Origin of the sequence: Halostella limicola, assembly GCF_003675875.1 — an archaeon.
Lineage (GTDB): Archaea > Halobacteriota > Halobacteria > Halobacteriales > Natronoarchaeaceae > Halostella > Halostella limicola.
In genome coordinates this window covers 199,445-216,139 of sequence record NZ_RCDI01000002.1, presented here as the reverse complement: position 1 = coordinate 216,139, position 16,695 = coordinate 199,445, and the positions used below count along the sequence as shown (strand labels likewise).

General features: G+C 69.0%; 14 protein-coding genes. 4 read left to right on the top strand and 10 right to left on the bottom strand.

Annotated elements, in window-relative coordinates; all coding sequences use genetic code 11:
* The first annotated feature begins 36 nt into the window (after positions 1 to 36).
* The 3 genes from D8670_RS09135 to D8670_RS09125 are packed head-to-tail and all read left to right on the top strand — an operon-like array spanning position 37 to position 2,634.
* A complete protein-coding gene (locus tag D8670_RS09135) occupies positions 37 to 1,374 on the top strand; it encodes a hypothetical protein (protein WP_121817808.1) in 1,338 nt (445 codons plus the stop codon).
* Between the two features lie 55 nt (positions 1,375 to 1,429).
* Positions 1,430 to 1,708 carry a hypothetical protein gene (locus D8670_RS09130; RefSeq protein ID WP_121817807.1) on the top strand — a complete coding sequence of 93 codons (279 nt, stop codon included), beginning with the start codon at positions 1,430 to 1,432 and terminating at the stop codon, positions 1,706 to 1,708.
* On the top strand, positions 1,651 to 2,634 hold the full coding sequence (locus tag D8670_RS09125; RefSeq protein ID WP_121817806.1) for a hypothetical protein: 984 nt from the start codon (positions 1,651 to 1,653) through the stop codon (positions 2,632 to 2,634). Before D8670_RS09130 ends, D8670_RS09125 begins: the two co-directional genes overlap by 58 nt.
* 84 nt (positions 2,635 to 2,718) lie before the next feature.
* Here D8670_RS09125 and D8670_RS09120 read toward each other — a convergent pair whose 3' ends face one another.
* The 3 genes from D8670_RS09120 to D8670_RS09110 form a co-directional block, all read right to left on the bottom strand.
* Positions 2,719 to 3,525 (bottom strand): DUF7001 family protein, encoded by an 807-nt coding sequence (locus tag D8670_RS09120; RefSeq protein ID WP_121817805.1) that lies wholly within the window; start codon positions 3,523 to 3,525, stop codon positions 2,719 to 2,721.
* A gap of 112 nt (positions 3,526 to 3,637) precedes the next feature.
* A complete protein-coding gene (locus tag D8670_RS09115) occupies positions 3,638 to 5,755 on the bottom strand; it encodes an alkaline phosphatase PhoX (RefSeq protein WP_205254067.1) in 2,118 nt (705 codons plus the stop codon).
* 178 nt (positions 5,756 to 5,933) lie between these two features.
* Positions 5,934 to 6,356, bottom strand: coding sequence for a hypothetical protein (locus D8670_RS09110; protein ID WP_121817803.1), 423 nt, complete (start codon positions 6,354 to 6,356; stop codon positions 5,934 to 5,936).
* Between the two features lie 199 nt (positions 6,357 to 6,555).
* Here D8670_RS09110 and D8670_RS09105 point away from each other — a divergent pair, with 199 nt between their 5' ends.
* Positions 6,556 to 8,100: a SagB family peptide dehydrogenase gene (locus D8670_RS09105; protein WP_121817802.1), complete on the top strand. Its 1,545-nt coding sequence runs from the start codon at positions 6,556 to 6,558 to the stop codon at positions 8,098 to 8,100.
* 22 nt (positions 8,101 to 8,122) lie between these two features.
* Here D8670_RS09105 and D8670_RS09100 read toward each other — a convergent pair whose 3' ends face one another.
* The 7 genes from D8670_RS09100 to D8670_RS09070 form a co-directional block, all read right to left on the bottom strand.
* Complete coding sequence (locus D8670_RS09100) at positions 8,123 to 9,385, bottom strand: aminoacyl--tRNA ligase-related protein (RefSeq protein ID WP_121817801.1); 1,263 nt, start codon at positions 9,383 to 9,385, stop codon at positions 8,123 to 8,125.
* 247 nt (positions 9,386 to 9,632) lie between these two features.
* Positions 9,633 to 10,016 carry a hypothetical protein gene (locus D8670_RS09095; RefSeq protein ID WP_121817800.1) on the bottom strand — a complete coding sequence of 128 codons (384 nt, stop codon included), beginning with the start codon at positions 10,014 to 10,016 and terminating at the stop codon, positions 9,633 to 9,635.
* A gap of 64 nt (positions 10,017 to 10,080) precedes the next feature.
* Positions 10,081 to 10,842 (bottom strand): hypothetical protein, encoded by a 762-nt coding sequence (locus D8670_RS09090; protein ID WP_121817799.1) that lies wholly within the window; start codon positions 10,840 to 10,842, stop codon positions 10,081 to 10,083.
* A gap of 418 nt (positions 10,843 to 11,260) precedes the next feature.
* The gene (locus tag D8670_RS09085) at positions 11,261 to 12,199 is read right to left on the bottom strand and encodes a sulfide-dependent adenosine diphosphate thiazole synthase (protein ID WP_121817798.1); all 939 of its coding nucleotides are present in this window, start codon (positions 12,197 to 12,199) and stop codon (positions 11,261 to 11,263) included.
* A gap of 425 nt (positions 12,200 to 12,624) precedes the next feature.
* Complete coding sequence (locus tag D8670_RS09080) at positions 12,625 to 12,852, bottom strand: YgaP family membrane protein (protein WP_121817797.1); 228 nt, start codon at positions 12,850 to 12,852, stop codon at positions 12,625 to 12,627.
* A 71-nt stretch (positions 12,853 to 12,923) separates the two neighbouring features.
* Entirely contained in the window at positions 12,924 to 13,658 is a 735-nt protein-coding gene (locus tag D8670_RS09075) for a 4-phosphopantoate--beta-alanine ligase (protein ID WP_205596920.1), read from the bottom strand.
* Between the two features lie 192 nt (positions 13,659 to 13,850).
* Entirely contained in the window at positions 13,851 to 16,649 is a 2,799-nt protein-coding gene (locus tag D8670_RS09070; protein WP_449272250.1) for a DUF1508 domain-containing protein, read from the bottom strand.
* Positions 16,650 to 16,695: the final 46 nt, after the last annotated feature.

The window sequence follows — 16,695 nt, the reverse complement described above, 5'->3', positions numbered from 1 at the left end:
CGGTATCCTTTTGGTCGCGCTGTCGTACACTGTGGTATGGTGACTCGTCGGGCCCTCGCCACCCTCGCCGTCGCTCTCGCCCTCGTCTTCGCCGGATGCGCCGCCGACGGCGCCGCCTTCCGGACGACGCAACCTGGGAACGCGACGAACGAGACCGCGACGACGGAGCGGCCCACGACGACCGCGGTCGAGGCGGCCGACGAGTACTCGGTGCCCGTCAGGGGCGGGGAGCTCCCGGTCGACCCCAACCGGACGTTCGCCCGCGTGCAGGCCCTCGTCGGCACGGACGTCCGGCCGCGGACGGTGACGGTGATAGACGGATCGTCGCGGAGTTCCGGCGCGGGCTACTACGCCGAGCGCGAGTTCTTCGACATCATGGGTCTGGAGGAGACGGACTACGCGACGGACGGGGCCAGCGGCGTCACCTACGCCGACGGGCAGGTACAGATCACCACCCGCAACGCGTCCGACGCCGAGGTGGAGCGGGTGCTCGCCCACGAGTTCACCCACACCGTCCAGATGCGGTCGGGCATGACCGCCGACCTCGACTCGGTGGCGTACACCCGGCGGACGACGGACTACGCGATGACCCGGCAGGCGCTCGTCGAGGGCGGCGCAGTGTACGTCACCGACGCCTACGCCGAGCGGTTCCAGGACGGGACGGCCCGGCAGTCGAGCAGGGTCGCCGCGGAGTACGAGCGCGGCCCGGCCGGGAACCGCTACCTCTGGGCCCCCTACTACTTCGGCTACGAGTACGTCTCCGACAGCGTCGACTCGCCCGACGAGCTGTCGTCCGTGTACGAGGACCACCCCGAGACGACGGAGCAACTGCTCCACGGGCGGACGCCGGCTGCGGAACCGCCGGCAGAGCTCGAACTCGGAGCCGCGGACACGGGGGACTGGTACCGGACCGGAGCGGACACGAAAGGCGAACTCGTCACCCGCATCGTCCTCCGGAGCGAGCTCTCGAAGGGGGTGTCCACCGCCGCGGCGGCCGGGTGGGGGAACGATCGGGTGTTCGTCTACGAGCACGCCTCCGGCGACGAGGCGGCGCTCGCGTGGGCGCTCCGCTGGGACTCCCCCGACGAGGCCGACGAGGCGCAGGCGGCGTTCGAGTCCTACGCCGACCGACGGGCGGACGACGCCGACATCTCGTTCCGCGTCGAGCGGGTCACGCCGGAGACGGTCGTGGTCTTCGCCGGCGCCGAGGCGTTCGTCGAGAACGCGAGCGCCGCCGGGAAGGCGGGCGAGGTGGCGGTCGCCGTCGGCGACGCCGCGGCCGCCGAATCAGCGGCACTCCCCGCGCCGTCGTCGCTCGCTGCGCCCGTCGGTTCGGCGACCGCGTCGCCGCGTTCCCGGCCGCCGGTCGCGTGATACTCTGCATCGAGCGACATCGTTTTATTTACGGGTTCCTGAGGCGCAGAATACAATGAGGACCGCAGCCGCCCTCCTCGCGCTGCTGATCGTGACCGCGGGGTGTTCGGCCCCGTTCGTGGACGACGGCGCGACGACTGACGCCCCGGAGACGGCGAACGAAACGTCGACCGCGACCGACGGGAGCGACGGAAACGGGACGGACGCCGGCGGATACGACGTGCCGGTGCAGAACGGATCGCTGGACGTCGACGCGGACGCGGCGTACGCGCGCGCGTGCAGTCCCTCCTCGGCACCGACGTCGAACCGCGCCCGGTCGAGGTCCGGAACCTGACGGAGCGGCGCGGCTACGACCCCTCGCGGTACGAGTTCTTCCGCCTGCTGGGCGTCGGCAACGCGTCGTTCGACGCGGACCGGCCGGGCGGGACCACGACCACCGGCGGCGCCGTCTTCGTCCACCCCGCGAACGGCACGCCCGCGCGGGTCGAGCAGGTGCTGGTCCACGAGTTCGTCCACGCGACGCAGTTCAACGCGAACATGCTGCCGTGGCTCGACGCCCTCGACCGGCCGCGGCTCACGAACGACCTGCTCCAGACCCGCCTCGCGCTCGTCGAGGGCGGCGCGGTGTACGTCACCGACGCCTACACCGAACGATATCTCGACGCGCCCGCGCAGTCGGAGCGCGTCGCCGAGCGATACGCCGACGGCGACCCGGCCGAGCGGCTGTTCTACGCCCGGTACTACTTCGGCAGCCGGTACGTCGCCGCGCAGGTCGACGACCCGTCGGAACTGGAGCGCGCGTACGATGACTACCCGCGGACGACGGAACAGTTGCTTCACAACCTGACGCCCGGAGAAGAGCCCGCGCGGAACCTCTCCGTCGCGGCCGAGACGGGCGACGAGTGGCGCGAGGGCGAGAACGACACCCTCGGCGAACTCACCGCGCGAATCGTCCTCCAGAGCGAACTGAACGACACCGTCGCACGCGAGGCCGCGGCGGGGTGGGGCGCCGACGAGGTGGTCGGCATGGCGGGCGACGAGCAGGCCTACGCCTGGGTGCTTCGCATGGACGACGCGGCCGAGGCCGACGAACTGGAACCGGCGCTGACGGCGTTCGCGGACGAACGGGGGGACGAGGTCGACGCGGCGTTCGCCGTCGAGCGCGTCGCCGACGAGACGGTCGCGCTGACGGTCGGTCCCGAGTCGCTCGACGCGACGGTGACCGGCGACGACGGGAACGTCACCGTGACCGTCGAGTAAGGCGTCCGCCGTTTCTCAACTCTCCGCTCGGTCCGGATCGTACAACTCGGCGTGTCTCGTGCAGAACACGCGAAACACCGTTTCTCAGCTCTGCACTCGACCCGCCTCGTACAACTCGGCGTGTCTCGTGCAGAACTCGGGCTCCCGCAACTGCGCCTTCACCACGCCCTCCTGTCGGTGCGGGTTCGACAGCCGACAGCGCTCGTCGTCGCAGAAGCCCTCGCCGGTCGCCGCGAGGTGGACCGCCTGCAGGACGTACCCCTTCAGCGCCGCCGTGGTCCTGGGGTCGTTCTCGACGAGGAACTCCCCCTCTACCTGGTTCTCCAGCACCTCGCGCGGCGGGGCGTCGCCGGCGAACATCGCGTGCTTCTGCTTCTCCTTGTAGTACCGCTCGGGCTTGGCCGGCGCTTCGTACAGCCCGGGCACCGACACGAGCGCTGGCTGGCCGAGGACGTTCACCCGCTTGTGCCAGCGCGCGTCGTGGTCGCCCCACGTGCCGAGCGCTCGGTCCAGCAGGGCGACGTGGACGTGGTCGAGCGAGCGCTCCGCCTGCGGGAGCGCCGCGTTGAGGGCTCGCTGGACCGCGAGGCCGTCGTAGAGCACGCCGCCCTCGCGCTCCGGGTGGTCGAGCGCGCGCTCCTCGTAGCGGACGATGCCGAGCATCGTGTTCCCGGTGTCGGGGTCGTGCGGGTCGAGGACGCGCGCCTCGGCGAAGGCCTCGGGGAGGTCGTCCGTTCGGTGCTCGTCGAGGAAGCGGTCGCGCACCGCCACGTCGGCGTCGACGCGCTCGCGGAGCCAGTCGGCGACCTCGTCGGCGTCGACCGGCGGCGCGCCGTCGTACGTCGGCGGGCGGTAGAGCGAGATCCGCTCGACCGCGTCGTCGGTGGTCATACACCAAAGTTGTACTACCGGGTAGTTAAACGAACCGCGTCGACGGACGGGTCCCGCGAAAGAGAACGGCGGGCGCGAACGACGCGATCGCCGTTCCCGACCCACGCCCTCGTCAGTTCGGCGTGTACACGTACATGCAGTCGTTCGGGTAGGAGCGGCCGTACTGGCTGGCGTCCTCGCAGCAGAGGACGCGGCCGTCGTCCATCACGAACACGTTGTCGACGTTCAGCAGCGCGTCGTCGGCCACGTCGGCCGGGTCGGTCCCGTCCGGCCCGACGATGACGGGTTCGAGCGTGGAGATGTTGTAGTCCTCCTCGATCTCCGCGCGATAGACGAGGCCGCCGTCGACGCGGTCGACCCGTACGTCGCCCTGGTCGTCGCTCATGCCGTCGTTGACCTCGGAGATGCCGAGATAGACGTAGTCGCCCGGGCCGGCCCCTTCGACGCTGTCGATCCCCTCGCTCTTGCGGAACTCGACGGTCGCGCCGACCTCCTTGGCCGCGGCGCGGGTCTCGATGAACGGGACCCGCCGGAGCTCTTCGTCGACGCCGTCCGGCCCGTTGTTCTGGTACTGCTCGGCCCAGTCGAGGACCTCCTGATCGGTGACGTAGTTCTGGTTACCGTTCTCCGCGACCTCCTGATCGGCTTCCGCGATGGCCGCTTCGAGGTCCTCGTCCCAGCTCGTCTCGGCGTGGGTCTCGAGGTAGGTCTGCTGGTTCACGTCGTCGTACTCGGCGATCCACGACTCCACCTCGGCGTTGCTCGCGCTGCCGAGTTCCATCCACTCGATCTGGAGGTCGACCTCGGCCGGCGGTTTGTTCGCGGCGGCGTCCTGATTGGTCACCTTCGCGGCGTGGAGCGTCCCGCTGATCGCCATCGGGTCGTCGTAGCTCGGGATCGGCTCGTCGGTGACGAGCTTGTAGAACCCCTTGTTGACGCCGTCGGAACTGAGATAGACCGTCCGTTCGTCCTCCTGGAAGTCCGGCGCTTCCCAGGCGGCGCGGCCGCCGACGTAGTACTTCACCGGCGTCGGCTCCTCCGCCGTCGGGTCCCGGAATTCGGTGATGTATCCGGTCCGGTAGGGGTTCGGGTAGCCCTCCCCGATCGGGTCCGTGTTGTTGTCCGGATCGAACCCGCTCACCTGGTCGTTCTTCTCGGTTCCGAGGTAGTACGCGTGCAGTTCGACCCCGCCGAGGGCCCAGAACCCCTGCGGCATCCAGGAATCGTCGCCGTAGTACTCCTCCAGCGCACCCGGGATCTCGCTCGGGTTCGGCCGGTTCCAGAACTCCCTCGCTCCGCGGAGGCCGACCCCGGTCCCCTGGTCGACGATGTCGCTGACGGTTGCCGGCCCCGTCACGCGCGGGTGAGCGTACTCCTCCTCGGCCGTCACCGGCGTGTTCCACGGTGTGAGATCGCCGTAACAGTTGATGCGCGTACCGCCGATCTCGCGGAGCGCGTCCGTGTTGGCGAGGTTGATCGCGTTGTCGAGGTCGGCGTCTAACGTGCCGTCGTCGTTCCGGATGATCGGCGTCCGCACGACGTTGCCGGGGCTGTTCTCGAAGTTCGTGAACAGGTAGCCCGCGTAGCCGTCGCCCCCGTTGTTCCCGGAGTTTCCGTTGTTGCCGTCGTTGCCGCTATTGCCGTCGTTGCCGCTGTTGTCGCCGTTCCCCTTGTTCCCGCTATTGCCGTCGTTCCCGCCGTCGTCGCCCGTGGCGACGAACTGGTTCATGTCCGGGTTGTACCCCAGGTCGCCGTACCGCGAGCCCGCCAACTGGTCGATGGCCAGCCCTCCGGGCGTTTCCGGCATCCCCAGGTCCTCGTCGTTGGCGATGTTGTCGCCCTCCTCGGCGAGCAGTTCGTACTCGCCACCGGCGACGCGGACTCTGCCCTGTTCCTCTTTCGACGTGGGGATAGACAGTTCGTCGAACCCGTCGTCCTCGCCGAACTGATAGCCGCGTACGTAGCCGATACCGCCCCTGTCGAACGGCGCCGGATTGCGCCGGGCCGGATGCTGCAGGCTGAAGATGAGCGTCCCCTCCGTGACGAAAGGGCCCGTCACCTCCGCGCCGAGTGCGGTGTGTGCGAACCGCTCGATCTCCCCCTGCACGTAGGGGGCGTTCTCCGTGTCTCCGTCCTCGTCTTCCTGCGCGCTGGCGACCCCCGAAACGCTCGCCCCCAGCGACGCCGCGACCGATGTCGCCATCAGCTTCCGCCTGGTGAATTCTACCATACGAAGAGATCCCTTCTACGTCATCACAAGTAAATTTATAATAGGTATACTTTAGTGAACCATTATATAAAAGGCATAATGAAGATATATATTGGCACTTTTTAGCATGATCGGGAGCGACCGAACGGATCTCGTCTCAGAGGCCGGCGGGGAGAACTGACGGCGACTACGGGGAGCGCTACGCGATCCCTCGCTCCTCGGCTCCTCGACGGATCTCTTCGCTCCGGTTCTCGACCCAGGCGACGTACTGCTGGACCTTCTCTACGGTCACGCCGAAAAACGACGCCACCCAGTTCTCGTCCGTCCCGGGCTGGGTGAGGAAGTAGGCGGCGAGCGTATCTCGGCCCGCCTGGATGATCTCCGGCGGGACGCCGCGCTCGCCCGTCCCCGCCTCCTCGAACCCGTTGACGTCGAAGTACACGTCGGCGTACAGTTCCGCGCGCTCGGGGTCCTCGAACGCCTCCCCCCGGTGCTGCGGCGCTTCGAATCGGTACGTGGGGTCGCCGCCGTCGTGCGGGTCGCACTCGACGATGCGGACGTCGAGCACGTACTCGCGGTGGATCGACTCGTCCGCGGTCGCCGTGTCGTCGGATCGTGACATGGGTTGTGGCTCCGTCGCGCGTCCGCGAGAGGGTCCCGTCGGAGCGCGATGCGTCGGACGACTACGGATCCGACCTTAAATCTATTATATTTTCCCTATATAACGATGTGAATATGTCTGCTTTCCCGAGGATCGTTCGGAGTACCCGTCGAGACTGACCCGCGGGCAGTTTTTTCATCAGACCGAGCGTATACTCGGTATGGTCGACGCCCGCGAGTACCACGAGCGGACGAAGCACAGTCCGCGAAGCGTCCGGGAGGACGACTTCTCCCTCGACCACGACAACCGCCCGCGCCCGTACAAAGCGTACGAGAACCTGCCGCGCGAACCGCTGCGGTCGGTTCGACCGCCGCAGCCACCGACGCTCTCCGTGATCGCGGAGGCGATGGCGGACCCGCTCTCCGGAGCCGAGCAGTCCCCGCGGGCGACGCCGGACCGCGAGACGCTGGCGACGCTGTGCTACGCGGCGAACGGCGTCGTCGAGTCGATCGAACGGCAGGGCCGGACGCTGCGCTTCCGAGCCGCCTCCTGTACGGGAAAGCTGTACCACGTCGACCTCTATCTCGTCTGCGGCGACTGCGACGGCCTGTCGGCGGGCGTCTACCACTTCGACCCGGCGACGTTCGCGCTCGACGTCGTCCGCGAGGGTGACTACCGAGGTGCGCTCGCGGACGCGACGGGCGACTACGCGCCGGTGGCGGACGCCCCCGTCACCGTCGCGGTCACGTCGACGTGGTGGCGCAACGCCTGGAAGTACCGCGACCGGACCTACCGCCACGCGTTCTGGGACTCCGGCACCGTGCTCGCGAACCTGCTCGGGGCCGCCCACGCGCTGGACTACCGCGCGGAAGTCGTCGCCGGTTTCGACGACGCCGCGGTCGCAGACCTCCTCGGCGTCGACTCCGAGAACGAGGCGCCGCTGGAACTGGTGCCGCTCGGCCGGGACGCCCCCGCGCCGAACGCTCCCCCGCTCGACCCGATAGCCCCCGACGAGACGCCGCTTTCGTCGGACCCGGTCGACTACCCGCTGATCCACGACGCCTGGGAACAGAGCGCCCTGCCGGACGGCGACGCCGCTCGCGAGTGGCGGGGGCGCTGTTACGACGCGCGGGGGGCCGGCACGCGCGACGCCGGGGGCGGCGAGCGCGTCGCCCTCGACCCGGTCGACCACGAGACGGCCTCGGCGCGACCGTTCCACGCCACCGTCCGCCGCCGCGGCTCCTGCCGCGAGTTCGACGCGGACGAGGGGCCGACTCGCCGGCAGGTCGGTACCGTCCTCGACCGGGCGACTCGCGGGGTCCCCGGCGACTGGAACGGCGGCGCGGCTGCCGGCCTCGCGTTCAACGACGCCTACGTCCTCGCGGCGGGCGTCGACGGCGTCCCCGACGGGACGTACCAGTTCCTGCCGGAGACCGTGGAAATCGAACGTCTCGGCGGCGTGGACCGCCGGACGAAGCGCCACCTCGCGCTGGACCAGTCGTGGGCCGGCGACGCGCACGTCAACGTCTACCTGCTCGCCGACGTGGACGAGCTGGTCGGCCGCCTCGGAAATCGCGGCTACCGCCTCGCGCAGTTGGAGGCCGGCGTGACGCTCGGGCGGCTCTACCTCGCGACGTACGCCCATCGCGACCTCGGCGGGACGGGACTGACGTTTTACGACGACGCGGTCACCGACCACCTCTCGCCGCGGGCGGCCGGGCAGACGCCGACGTGCCTGTTCGCGTTCGGGCGGCGGGACGACTGACCCCGGACAGTCGGCCGGCGGGCTACAGTCGCCGCTCCCGGCCCACCGTCTCCAGCGCCGTCTCGACGTCCACGTACCGCGTCTCGCCGTCGCGGGACTCCAGTTCGACCTCGCCGGTCTCCAGGAAGCGGTTCCCCAGCACGACCTTCGTGGGGATCCCGAGCAGGTCGCTCTCGGCGAAGCGCTCGCCGATGGTCCGGTCGCCGTCGTACAGGAGGACGTCGTCGCGGGCCTCGTGGATCCGGTCCGCGGCCGCCCGGACCTCGCCCTCGTAGCGCAGGGGGATCACCGACGCGGCGAAGGGCGCGACGCTCCCCTGGTCCGTGACGGGCCACCAACAGCCGTCCGCGTCGGCGTGCTGTTCGATCAGCGTCTGGACCACCCGCGTGACGCCGATCCCGTAACTCCCCATCTCGACGTGTACCCGCGTCCCGTCGGCCAGATCGACCGTCAGGTCCATCGCCTCGGAGTACCGCGTCCCGAGCCGGAAGACGTGGCCGACCTCGATGCCCTCGCTCGCCTTGAGCGCGCCGCCGCAGTCGGGGCAGTCGTCGCCCGCCGCGGCGTCGTGGAACGCGGGGTGCTCGTCGGTGAGACCGTACCGGCAGCCCGCGGCCCCGCAGTGCAACAGTTCGCAGGTCCCCTCGTCGACGGGCGCGACGAACTCCTCGGAGCCGGTGCCGCCCATGACGCCGTCGTCGGCCTCGCTCACGACGAACTCGACGCCGAGCGCCTCGAAGATCCGGCGGTAGGCGTCGCGGACGCGCTCGTACCACTCGGCCAGGGAGTCGCGGTCCGCGTGGAGGCTGTAAGCATCCTTCATCGTGAACTCCTTCGTCCGGAGCAGGCCGTTCCTGGCGTGGTCGTCGCGGTGCTTCGCGCCCACCTGATAGAGCAGGAGGGGGAGGTCGTCGTACGACCGCACACGGCCGTCGACGAGGTCCACGACGCCCTCCTCGTGGGAGGGCGCGAGACACATGTCCGCCCCGTCGCGGTTCTCGAAGGTGAACATCTCGTCCTCGAAGTTCTCCCACCGGCCGCTTCGCTCCCAGGCGGACCGGTACTGCAACTGGGGCAGGCTGATCCGCTGGCCGCCGATGGCCTCCATCTCGCGCTCGAGCGTCCGGATCACCTTCCGCCGGACGCGCTCGCCAGCAGGGGCAAACGCGTACACGCCGCTTCCCAGTCGTTCGACCAGTCCGGCGCGGTGCGCGATCTCGACCGCCTCCCGATCGTGGTCGCCGGCCTCGCGGCTGGTGGGGAGGTACGCCTCGCTACGCCGCACGGGACTCACCCCCGTTCGCGGCGGTCGTCGTGCTACGTCTACTCGTGACGATACGACAGAACCAGTGCGCTCGCTCCTCGATACGGCTATCGCGGAACCCAGCCGCGGGCCACACCGGACCCGCGGTTGCTGCGGCGTGCGTGCGTCGTTCGAAGCATGCGGTAGTCGCTTCTCGGCTATCCGGCAAAGGCGTTCGGGTAGTGTGGTAGGTCCTGACACCCAGACTCGGGTGCCCGACCGACGTCGATTACCCGCGTAACCGCGACCGCGCCAGCGCGAGCGCCGTCGTCGCGATGACGCCGCCGCCGAACCCGATCCCGGTGGTCGCCGCCTCCTCGGCGCTCAGAAACGTGACGACCGTGACGAGTCCGAGTACGAACGCCGCGGTCCGGACGGATGCGGGGACGCTCTCGAACGCCGACCGCAGACGGTGATTCGCCTCGATAGCCGTCAGCGCCGCGCCGGCCGCGGCACCGGCGGCGGCGAACGCGACTGGAAGGGACGCTACTTGCTGCGCGCTCGCGTAGAGGTAGCCGCCCGACGCGAGGGTCGAACCGAGCGCGACGAGCAGAGCGATGCGGGGCCAGGAACCGCGGATCGAGTCGGCGGTTCGTCGTGAGGTCGTGGTCATCGGATATCGAAAATGTGGGGGAGGCGTGTTTATTATTAGGGATCGATCCGCCCTCGAATTATCCTCATCGAGTGGGATGCGTCGGCGCGGTGGATACGGTGGTCAGCGCGCTCCTCGAACGTCGCCAGCCCGCGGCGACGTTCGCGCTGTACATCGTCTGGTTCCACCCGAACTTGCTGACGTCGTACTCCTGCGCCCCGAACGTGATGGTGTCGGTGTCGCTGACGATCGCCGCGATGCCGCCGACGAGCGCGATCCCGCCGCTCAGGAGCGCGGACTCGACGAGGGCGATCAGCGCGGCGGCGATCGCCGTCCAGCTGTAGTCGTTCAGCCGCTGGTCGAACTCCGCGCTGATCGCCTGATAGCGATGATCGTGGCCGCTGTACGCCGCACACTGACCGAGGTCCTCTCCCCACGTCGTCGACCGCTCGACGATGTCGGTGTCGTCGTCGCCCGTGAGCGACGCCTCCTGCTTGGCGCTCTCGACGCTCATGGTGCTCGGGGAGTCCGTCAGGCTCTCGTACCGCGTCGCTTCGACCCGGGCGTAGGACGCGGAGCCGCCCTCCGGGTCCACCTCGAAGACGTAGTTCTCGGTCGCCGCGTCGTTCGTCGAATACGTCCGCGCCCCGTCCCGCTGAGCGACGCTGACAGCGACGATCTCGCTGCTCCCGGAACTCGTAACGACGGTTCTGTCGACGATTTCGATCTCCCTCTCGTCGCCCGACAGCCCCGGACCGCCGCTTGCCGCTGCCGCGCCGGGGATCGTGAGGGCGCCTGCTGCGACGCCGCTCGCCTTCAGGAGCTTCCTTCGGGATTCATCTGACATGCAATTTACCGTAGAATATATTGATAAATAAAGTTTTATGCAAGCATTGAAAAATTAACTGTTAATATGATTTTAGCTATGGAAGCCGAGTGTACAACATATCAACGTGACACCCTGTTCACCCCTCACTTCGTGCCAGTGGAACGGGAGACGACTTCGGAGGAGGCGCTCTCGCGCGGTTTCCGGGCGAGCCGTTCAGTAGCGGACCGACCATTTTCTGATAGGAGGATGTCACTACTGCCGTCGCTCATCGTGCCTGATCCCCCAACCCGGTTAAATGAACGGTGAATTAAAACACGAGCGGGGTCCGATCGTGCTGTTCGTTTCGCGCTCCGAAGCGTAGTGCAATCGTGAGGGTGTCCGGAGACAGTACCGCTCGGAGGGGGCTGATCGCGGACGGGTCGACCGAGTCGGCGCGTCAGTCGTCGGCGGGGGTGGCGCGGGTGGTCATGTCGACGTCCTCGACGTCGACGCCGAGTTCGTCGATGGCGACCTGGGCGGCGCGCTTGCCGGAGACGAGCATGGCGCCGAAGGTGGGGCCCATGCGGGGCAGGCCGTAGGTCGTCGCCGTGGCCATCCCGGTGGCGATGAGGCCGTCGTGGACGAGGCCGGTGTGCTCGACGACGGCGTCCTCGCTCTTGCCGACCCACATCGAGTCGTGGCCGGGCGAGTCGTGGCCGGGCGCGCCGTAGGAGTCCTCGCCGGTGTTGTCCATGCCCGTGTTGTGCTCCTTGGCGTGCTGGATGCCCGGCGCGTCGAGCACGCCGCGCTCGTCGAGCTTGTTGACGGCGACGGCGTCGTGGCCCGTCGCGTCGATCACCAGGTCGGCCTCGACCGCGATCGGGTCGACGCAGGTGATCTCGCGGGGCAGCGCGTGGACCGGCGTCCAGTTCATCACGATGCCGCCCACGCGGTGGTCCTCGCGGATGACGATGTCGGTGAACTCCGTCATGTTCTGAATCTTCGCGCCGGCGTCGCAGGCCGCCTTGATCAGCGCCGAACAGGCGTGGGGGCCGTTCGCGACGAACAGCCCCTCGCTGTCCTGGGACTCCTTGTAGTCGACGTCTAAGTCCTCGAGCACCTGTTCGGCCGGCTCCCGCACCGTCACCTTGTTCATCAGGAACCCGCCGAGCCAGAAGCCGCCGCCGAGGTAGTTGTTCTTCTCGACGACCATCGTCTGGACGCCCCGCTCCGCGAGTTCCTTCGCGGCCATCAGCCCCGATGGGCCGCCGCCGACGATGATCACGTCGCTGTCCGAGAAGTCCATGAACTCCTCGGTCCACTCCTGACCGATCGCGCGGGTTACCTCCGCTTCGCCGACGTCGCTGAACTGGTCGAACTCGTTCTGGTCGCTCATACCACCTAGTGTTACCACAGGATAGTTGAAAGGTGTTGCGTTGTTCCGCGCGACGGCGGTGCCCGGACCTCTACTGTGCCGGAGACGTTGCTCTATCTAAACGATATCTTATGTTTGAGCCGTCTTACCAAATCATCCGCTGATGGACTATGCGGCCTGTAATATGTATTACCCGTGGACAACCGTGATATAAGTGTCATTTAGACAAGACTCTTTAGTGGCAAGCCATTAGGGGAGGTATGCACTGGAAGCACCCCCGAAACGAGAGCAACGCGGAGCACAAGAAATACGAAACCGAGTCCGGAACCGACTGGTCGTTCATCGCCGCGATGATGGCCGCCGCGTAATCGGCTTCTCCCTTTCTGCGAGAACAGTAACGCCACGACAGCGATAGCTGCGAACGGCGAGGTCCCAGCCGATCCGGCTCAGGCGGGCATCTCCACGAGGTCGCGCTCCTCGACCGCCGTGTCCCGGCCGAGCGCGGCGTTCGCGGGGCAGTACTGCGTGGCGGCCGTGTACAGCAGTTCAGCACCGCCGACGAGGACGGCCAGTCTGGTCGCTTTCCCCCGGCCGCTACCGAGCGCGACGAACACGAGGGCAGCGCCGATCAGTCCTCGCGCGATCCGTTCCGTTCCGCCGACGTTTTTCGCCATGCTCCGCCGTTCCACGAGAACTCACAAAACCGTTGGCCCACCCGGCAGCGCGCGGAGGGTCCGCCGCCGGGTCAGTCCCAGTCGCCGCTGCGGATCCGTCGTTCAGCCGCCGCCAGCGCGGCGTCGGCGTCGAACTCGTCGACGATCCGGCGCAGTTCCGCCTCGTCGGCGTCCGCCAGATCGCGGGCGTGGGCGGCGATGTTCGGCACGGCCCGAAGCAGGTCGTCGACGATCGGGATCGCGGCGACCCGCGGGGAGCGCGAGAGCGGGTTCAGGTCGATCACGATCTCGGTCTTGCCCATCTCGCCCAGGGCCTCCGCGCGGTCGCCGTCCTCGAGCGGGACCAGCACCACGTCGGCGGCGTAGATGCCGTCCTCGTCGACCTTCCCGCGCTCGTGGTCCAGTCCCGGGATCCGCGCGTCGGCGGTCAGTCCCTTCACCTCCTCGGCGCCGTGCTCGCGCAGGTGGTCGGCGATGGCCGCGACGCGCTCCTCGGTGCGGTTGAACAGGTTCACTTCGAGGTCCGCGTCGACGGCCTCGGCGAGGTCGACCATCTCCGACGGGGCCAGCGCCGCGACGTTGCCGTTGACCGAGAGCACCGGGTGATCCGCGAGCAGCAACTGCGCCGCGGCGGCGCGCTCGGCCTCGTCGGCGCTCGGGATCGTCTCCTCGCCGAGCAGGTAGTCGAAGGCGCTGCCGCGGCCCTCCGCGTGCATCCCCTGGAGGTGCGTGATCCCCTTCTCGACGCCCTCCTCGATGCGGTGCCTGCTCACGAGGTCCTGGTAGCGCGGGTGGTCCTCGGGGATCTCCGTCTCGTCGTGGACCTCCGCGGGGACGGATTCCTCGCCGGTCGCACCGTCGCCGTTCGGGCCGTCCGCGGCGTCTCGGTCGCCGGCGGGACCCGCGACGCTCTCGTCGCTCGCGCGCTGGGGATCGTTGTCGCTCACGGGCGAGAGTGTGCGACGGGCTACAAAAAATGCCGCGGTCGATCGCCGGGGTTACTGCGCGACGGTGACGTGGCCCTCGGGGGCCTGCTCCTTCAGCGTCTGCATGGCCTCGCGGGCCTCGCCGCGCGTCGGGTACACCTCGATGCTCTGGGCCAGCGAGTCGCCGTCGGAGTCGACGAGCCGCCAGATCCAGCCGTCGTCCTGGTAGTGGAGCTCGAACGCCGGATCGTCGATCTCCAGGACGCTCGCGCCGGCGACGAGGTCGCGGACCGTCTCGACGCGGTCGCGGGCCGCCTCGCGCGTGTCGTACGGCGTCGCGCCGGTCGCGACGGCGCGCTCCTCCTCGTCGAGGAGCCGCCAGCGCCAGCCGTCGCCGTCGTCGAACAGTTCGAAGCCGGCGTCGTCGAAGTTGACCGCGCCGGCGTCGGGCGCGATCTCCCGTAAGTCCTCGATCGCGTCCATGACCGAGGCCCGGGTCTCGTAGCGGCGGCCGCTCCGGGCGTAGGTCTCGCGCTCGTCGTCGATGAGCACCCAGCCGTACCCCTCGTCGCCGTGGACGAGGCGGACGGCCGCGGTCTCGATCTCGAAGATCGGCGCGGTGTCGGCGTGACGCCGGAGCAGGTCCACGTCGGACGCGGCGGACTCGCGGCGCTCGTACTCGCGGGTGCCGGTCGCCACCTCGTCGCGGGCCGTGTCGAAGACCCGCCACGACCACGCGCCGTCCTCGGCCAGTTCGATCCCGTAGGACTCGACCACGTCGACCGGCGCGCCGGCCGCCGCGGCCCGCACGTCCGCGACGTGGTCCGTCGCGTCGTCGCGCGTGCTCTGGGGGGCGGTCCCGTCCGCGATCGTCTCGTTGTCGACCGTGACGAACCGCCAGTTCCAGTCGCCCTCGTCGTCGTACACCTGGAAGACCGGGTCGGCCATCTCCCGGACGTTCGCGTCCGGCGAGAGGTCGACGAGGAGGTCCATCGCCTCGCGGGCGGCCTGCCGGCTCGGGTGCGCGGTCGCTCCCTCGGCGACGAGGTAGCCGCCCTCGTCGATGAGCCGCCAGCGCCACTCGCCGCCGTCGGTGCTTATCAGCTCGAACGCGGCGGTCTCTATCTCCAGGATCTCCGCGTCGGGCGCGGTGTCTTTCAGCGTCTGCATCGCCTCGCCCGCGCCGGCCTTCGAGTCGTACGCCTGCCCGCTGTCGGCGAGCACGTCGCCGCCCTCGTCGATGAGCCGCCAGCGCCAGGAGTCGTCGTCGGTCTGGTACTGCTGGAACGCGGCGGTCTCGAACTCGATGAGGTCGGCCTCGGAGGCCTGCTCCCGAACCGTCTCGATGACCTCGCGGGCCTCCTCGGGCGACTCGTAGCCGCCCTCGCGGTCGGCGACGATGGTGCGGTCCTCCGTGACGAACCGCCAGTGCCAGCCGCCCTCGCCGGGGTAGATCTCGTAGTCGGCCCCCTCGACGCTGACGACCGTCGCAGCGTCCGCGGTCCGCGCCATCGTCTCGGCGCGGTCGCGGGGTTCGTCCGCGGTGTCCGCGGGCTCGTGGTCCCGCGCGACGACCTCGTCACCGTCGTCGAGGAGCCGCCAGTGCCAGTCGTTGCCCTCGGGGTACACCTCGTAGCCCGCGCTCCCGCGCTCGACGACGGTCGCGTCGGCGACGTCGTCGAGCAGGTTGTCAACGGACGATTCTGCGAGGCGGCGGGCGTCGAACGCGGCCGCGCTGGTCGCGAGCGACTCGTCGTCGGCGTCGATGAGCCGCCAGCGCCACTCGTCGCCGTCCTCGTACAGCTCGGCGCCGACGCCCTCAAGCGCCAGCACGCGGGCATCGGGGAGCAGCGACTGCATCTCGCCGACCGACGCCTCGGCGGCGTCGCGGTCGGCGTGCGCGCCCACGTCCGTCGCCAGCGCGCGGCGGTCCTCGTCGAGGAGCCGCCAGTGCCAGTCGTCGCCCTCGCGGTAGTAGTCGACCGCCGCGCCGTCGATCTCGATGAGCGGCGCGGACGGCGCGTGGTCCTTGGTGAAGCTCACCGATCCCTCGACCTCGTCGCGGACGTCGTAGGTCGCCCCGCTCTCGGCGACGACGCCGCCGTCCTCCTGCATCAGCACCCAGCGCCACTCGTCGTCGTTCTCGTACAGTCGGAACGCGGCGGTGGTGATCTCAAGCAATCCGGCGCGGCCGACGAGTTCGCGGACCTCCTCCACGGACTCGCGGGCGGCGGTCCGACTGCTGGCCGCGCGCGTGCTGTCGGCGACGGCGTCCTGCTGGATGGCGCGCCACGTCCAGTCCTTCTCGGGCGTGCGGAAGACGCTGAACAGCGTCCCCGCGGTCGCGTCGCCGATCAGCACGGGCGGCTGGTCGGCCAGGTTGAGCAGTTCGTCCTCGACGAACATGCCCTGCTTGCCGGTGACCACCGGCACCAGCACGGCCACGCCCGCCATGACCGCGATCCCCACCGTGTAGACCGCCACGATCTCGCTCGTGTAGTTGGCTCCGCTCCGCCAGTGTTGCGGGTAGGCGTAGATGAAGCCGAGCACCCCGGCCCCGCTCACCGCCGCGCCGACCAGCGTCACCTGGACGCCGCGCCAGCGGACCGGCAACAACAGGACGATGCCGAGCATCGCCAGCGGCATCCCGACCGCCGCCAGCGTGACCGACAGTCGCCAGTAGAACACGTTGACCCCGTCGACCCCCGAGTTCGGCAACCCGCTCAGAAACAGTCCGATCCCTGCGAAGCTTACCAGGTAGCCGACGATGAACAGCCAGTAGCCGTACACGTCCTTTTTCGAATCCGGTTCCCCCACGTACCGCTCGTATAGCCGGAACAGTCGTCCCGGACGAACTTCAGCCTGTGCCACGATAACTCACAACCGATGACACTCATACGGGTGTTATAATTCCCCT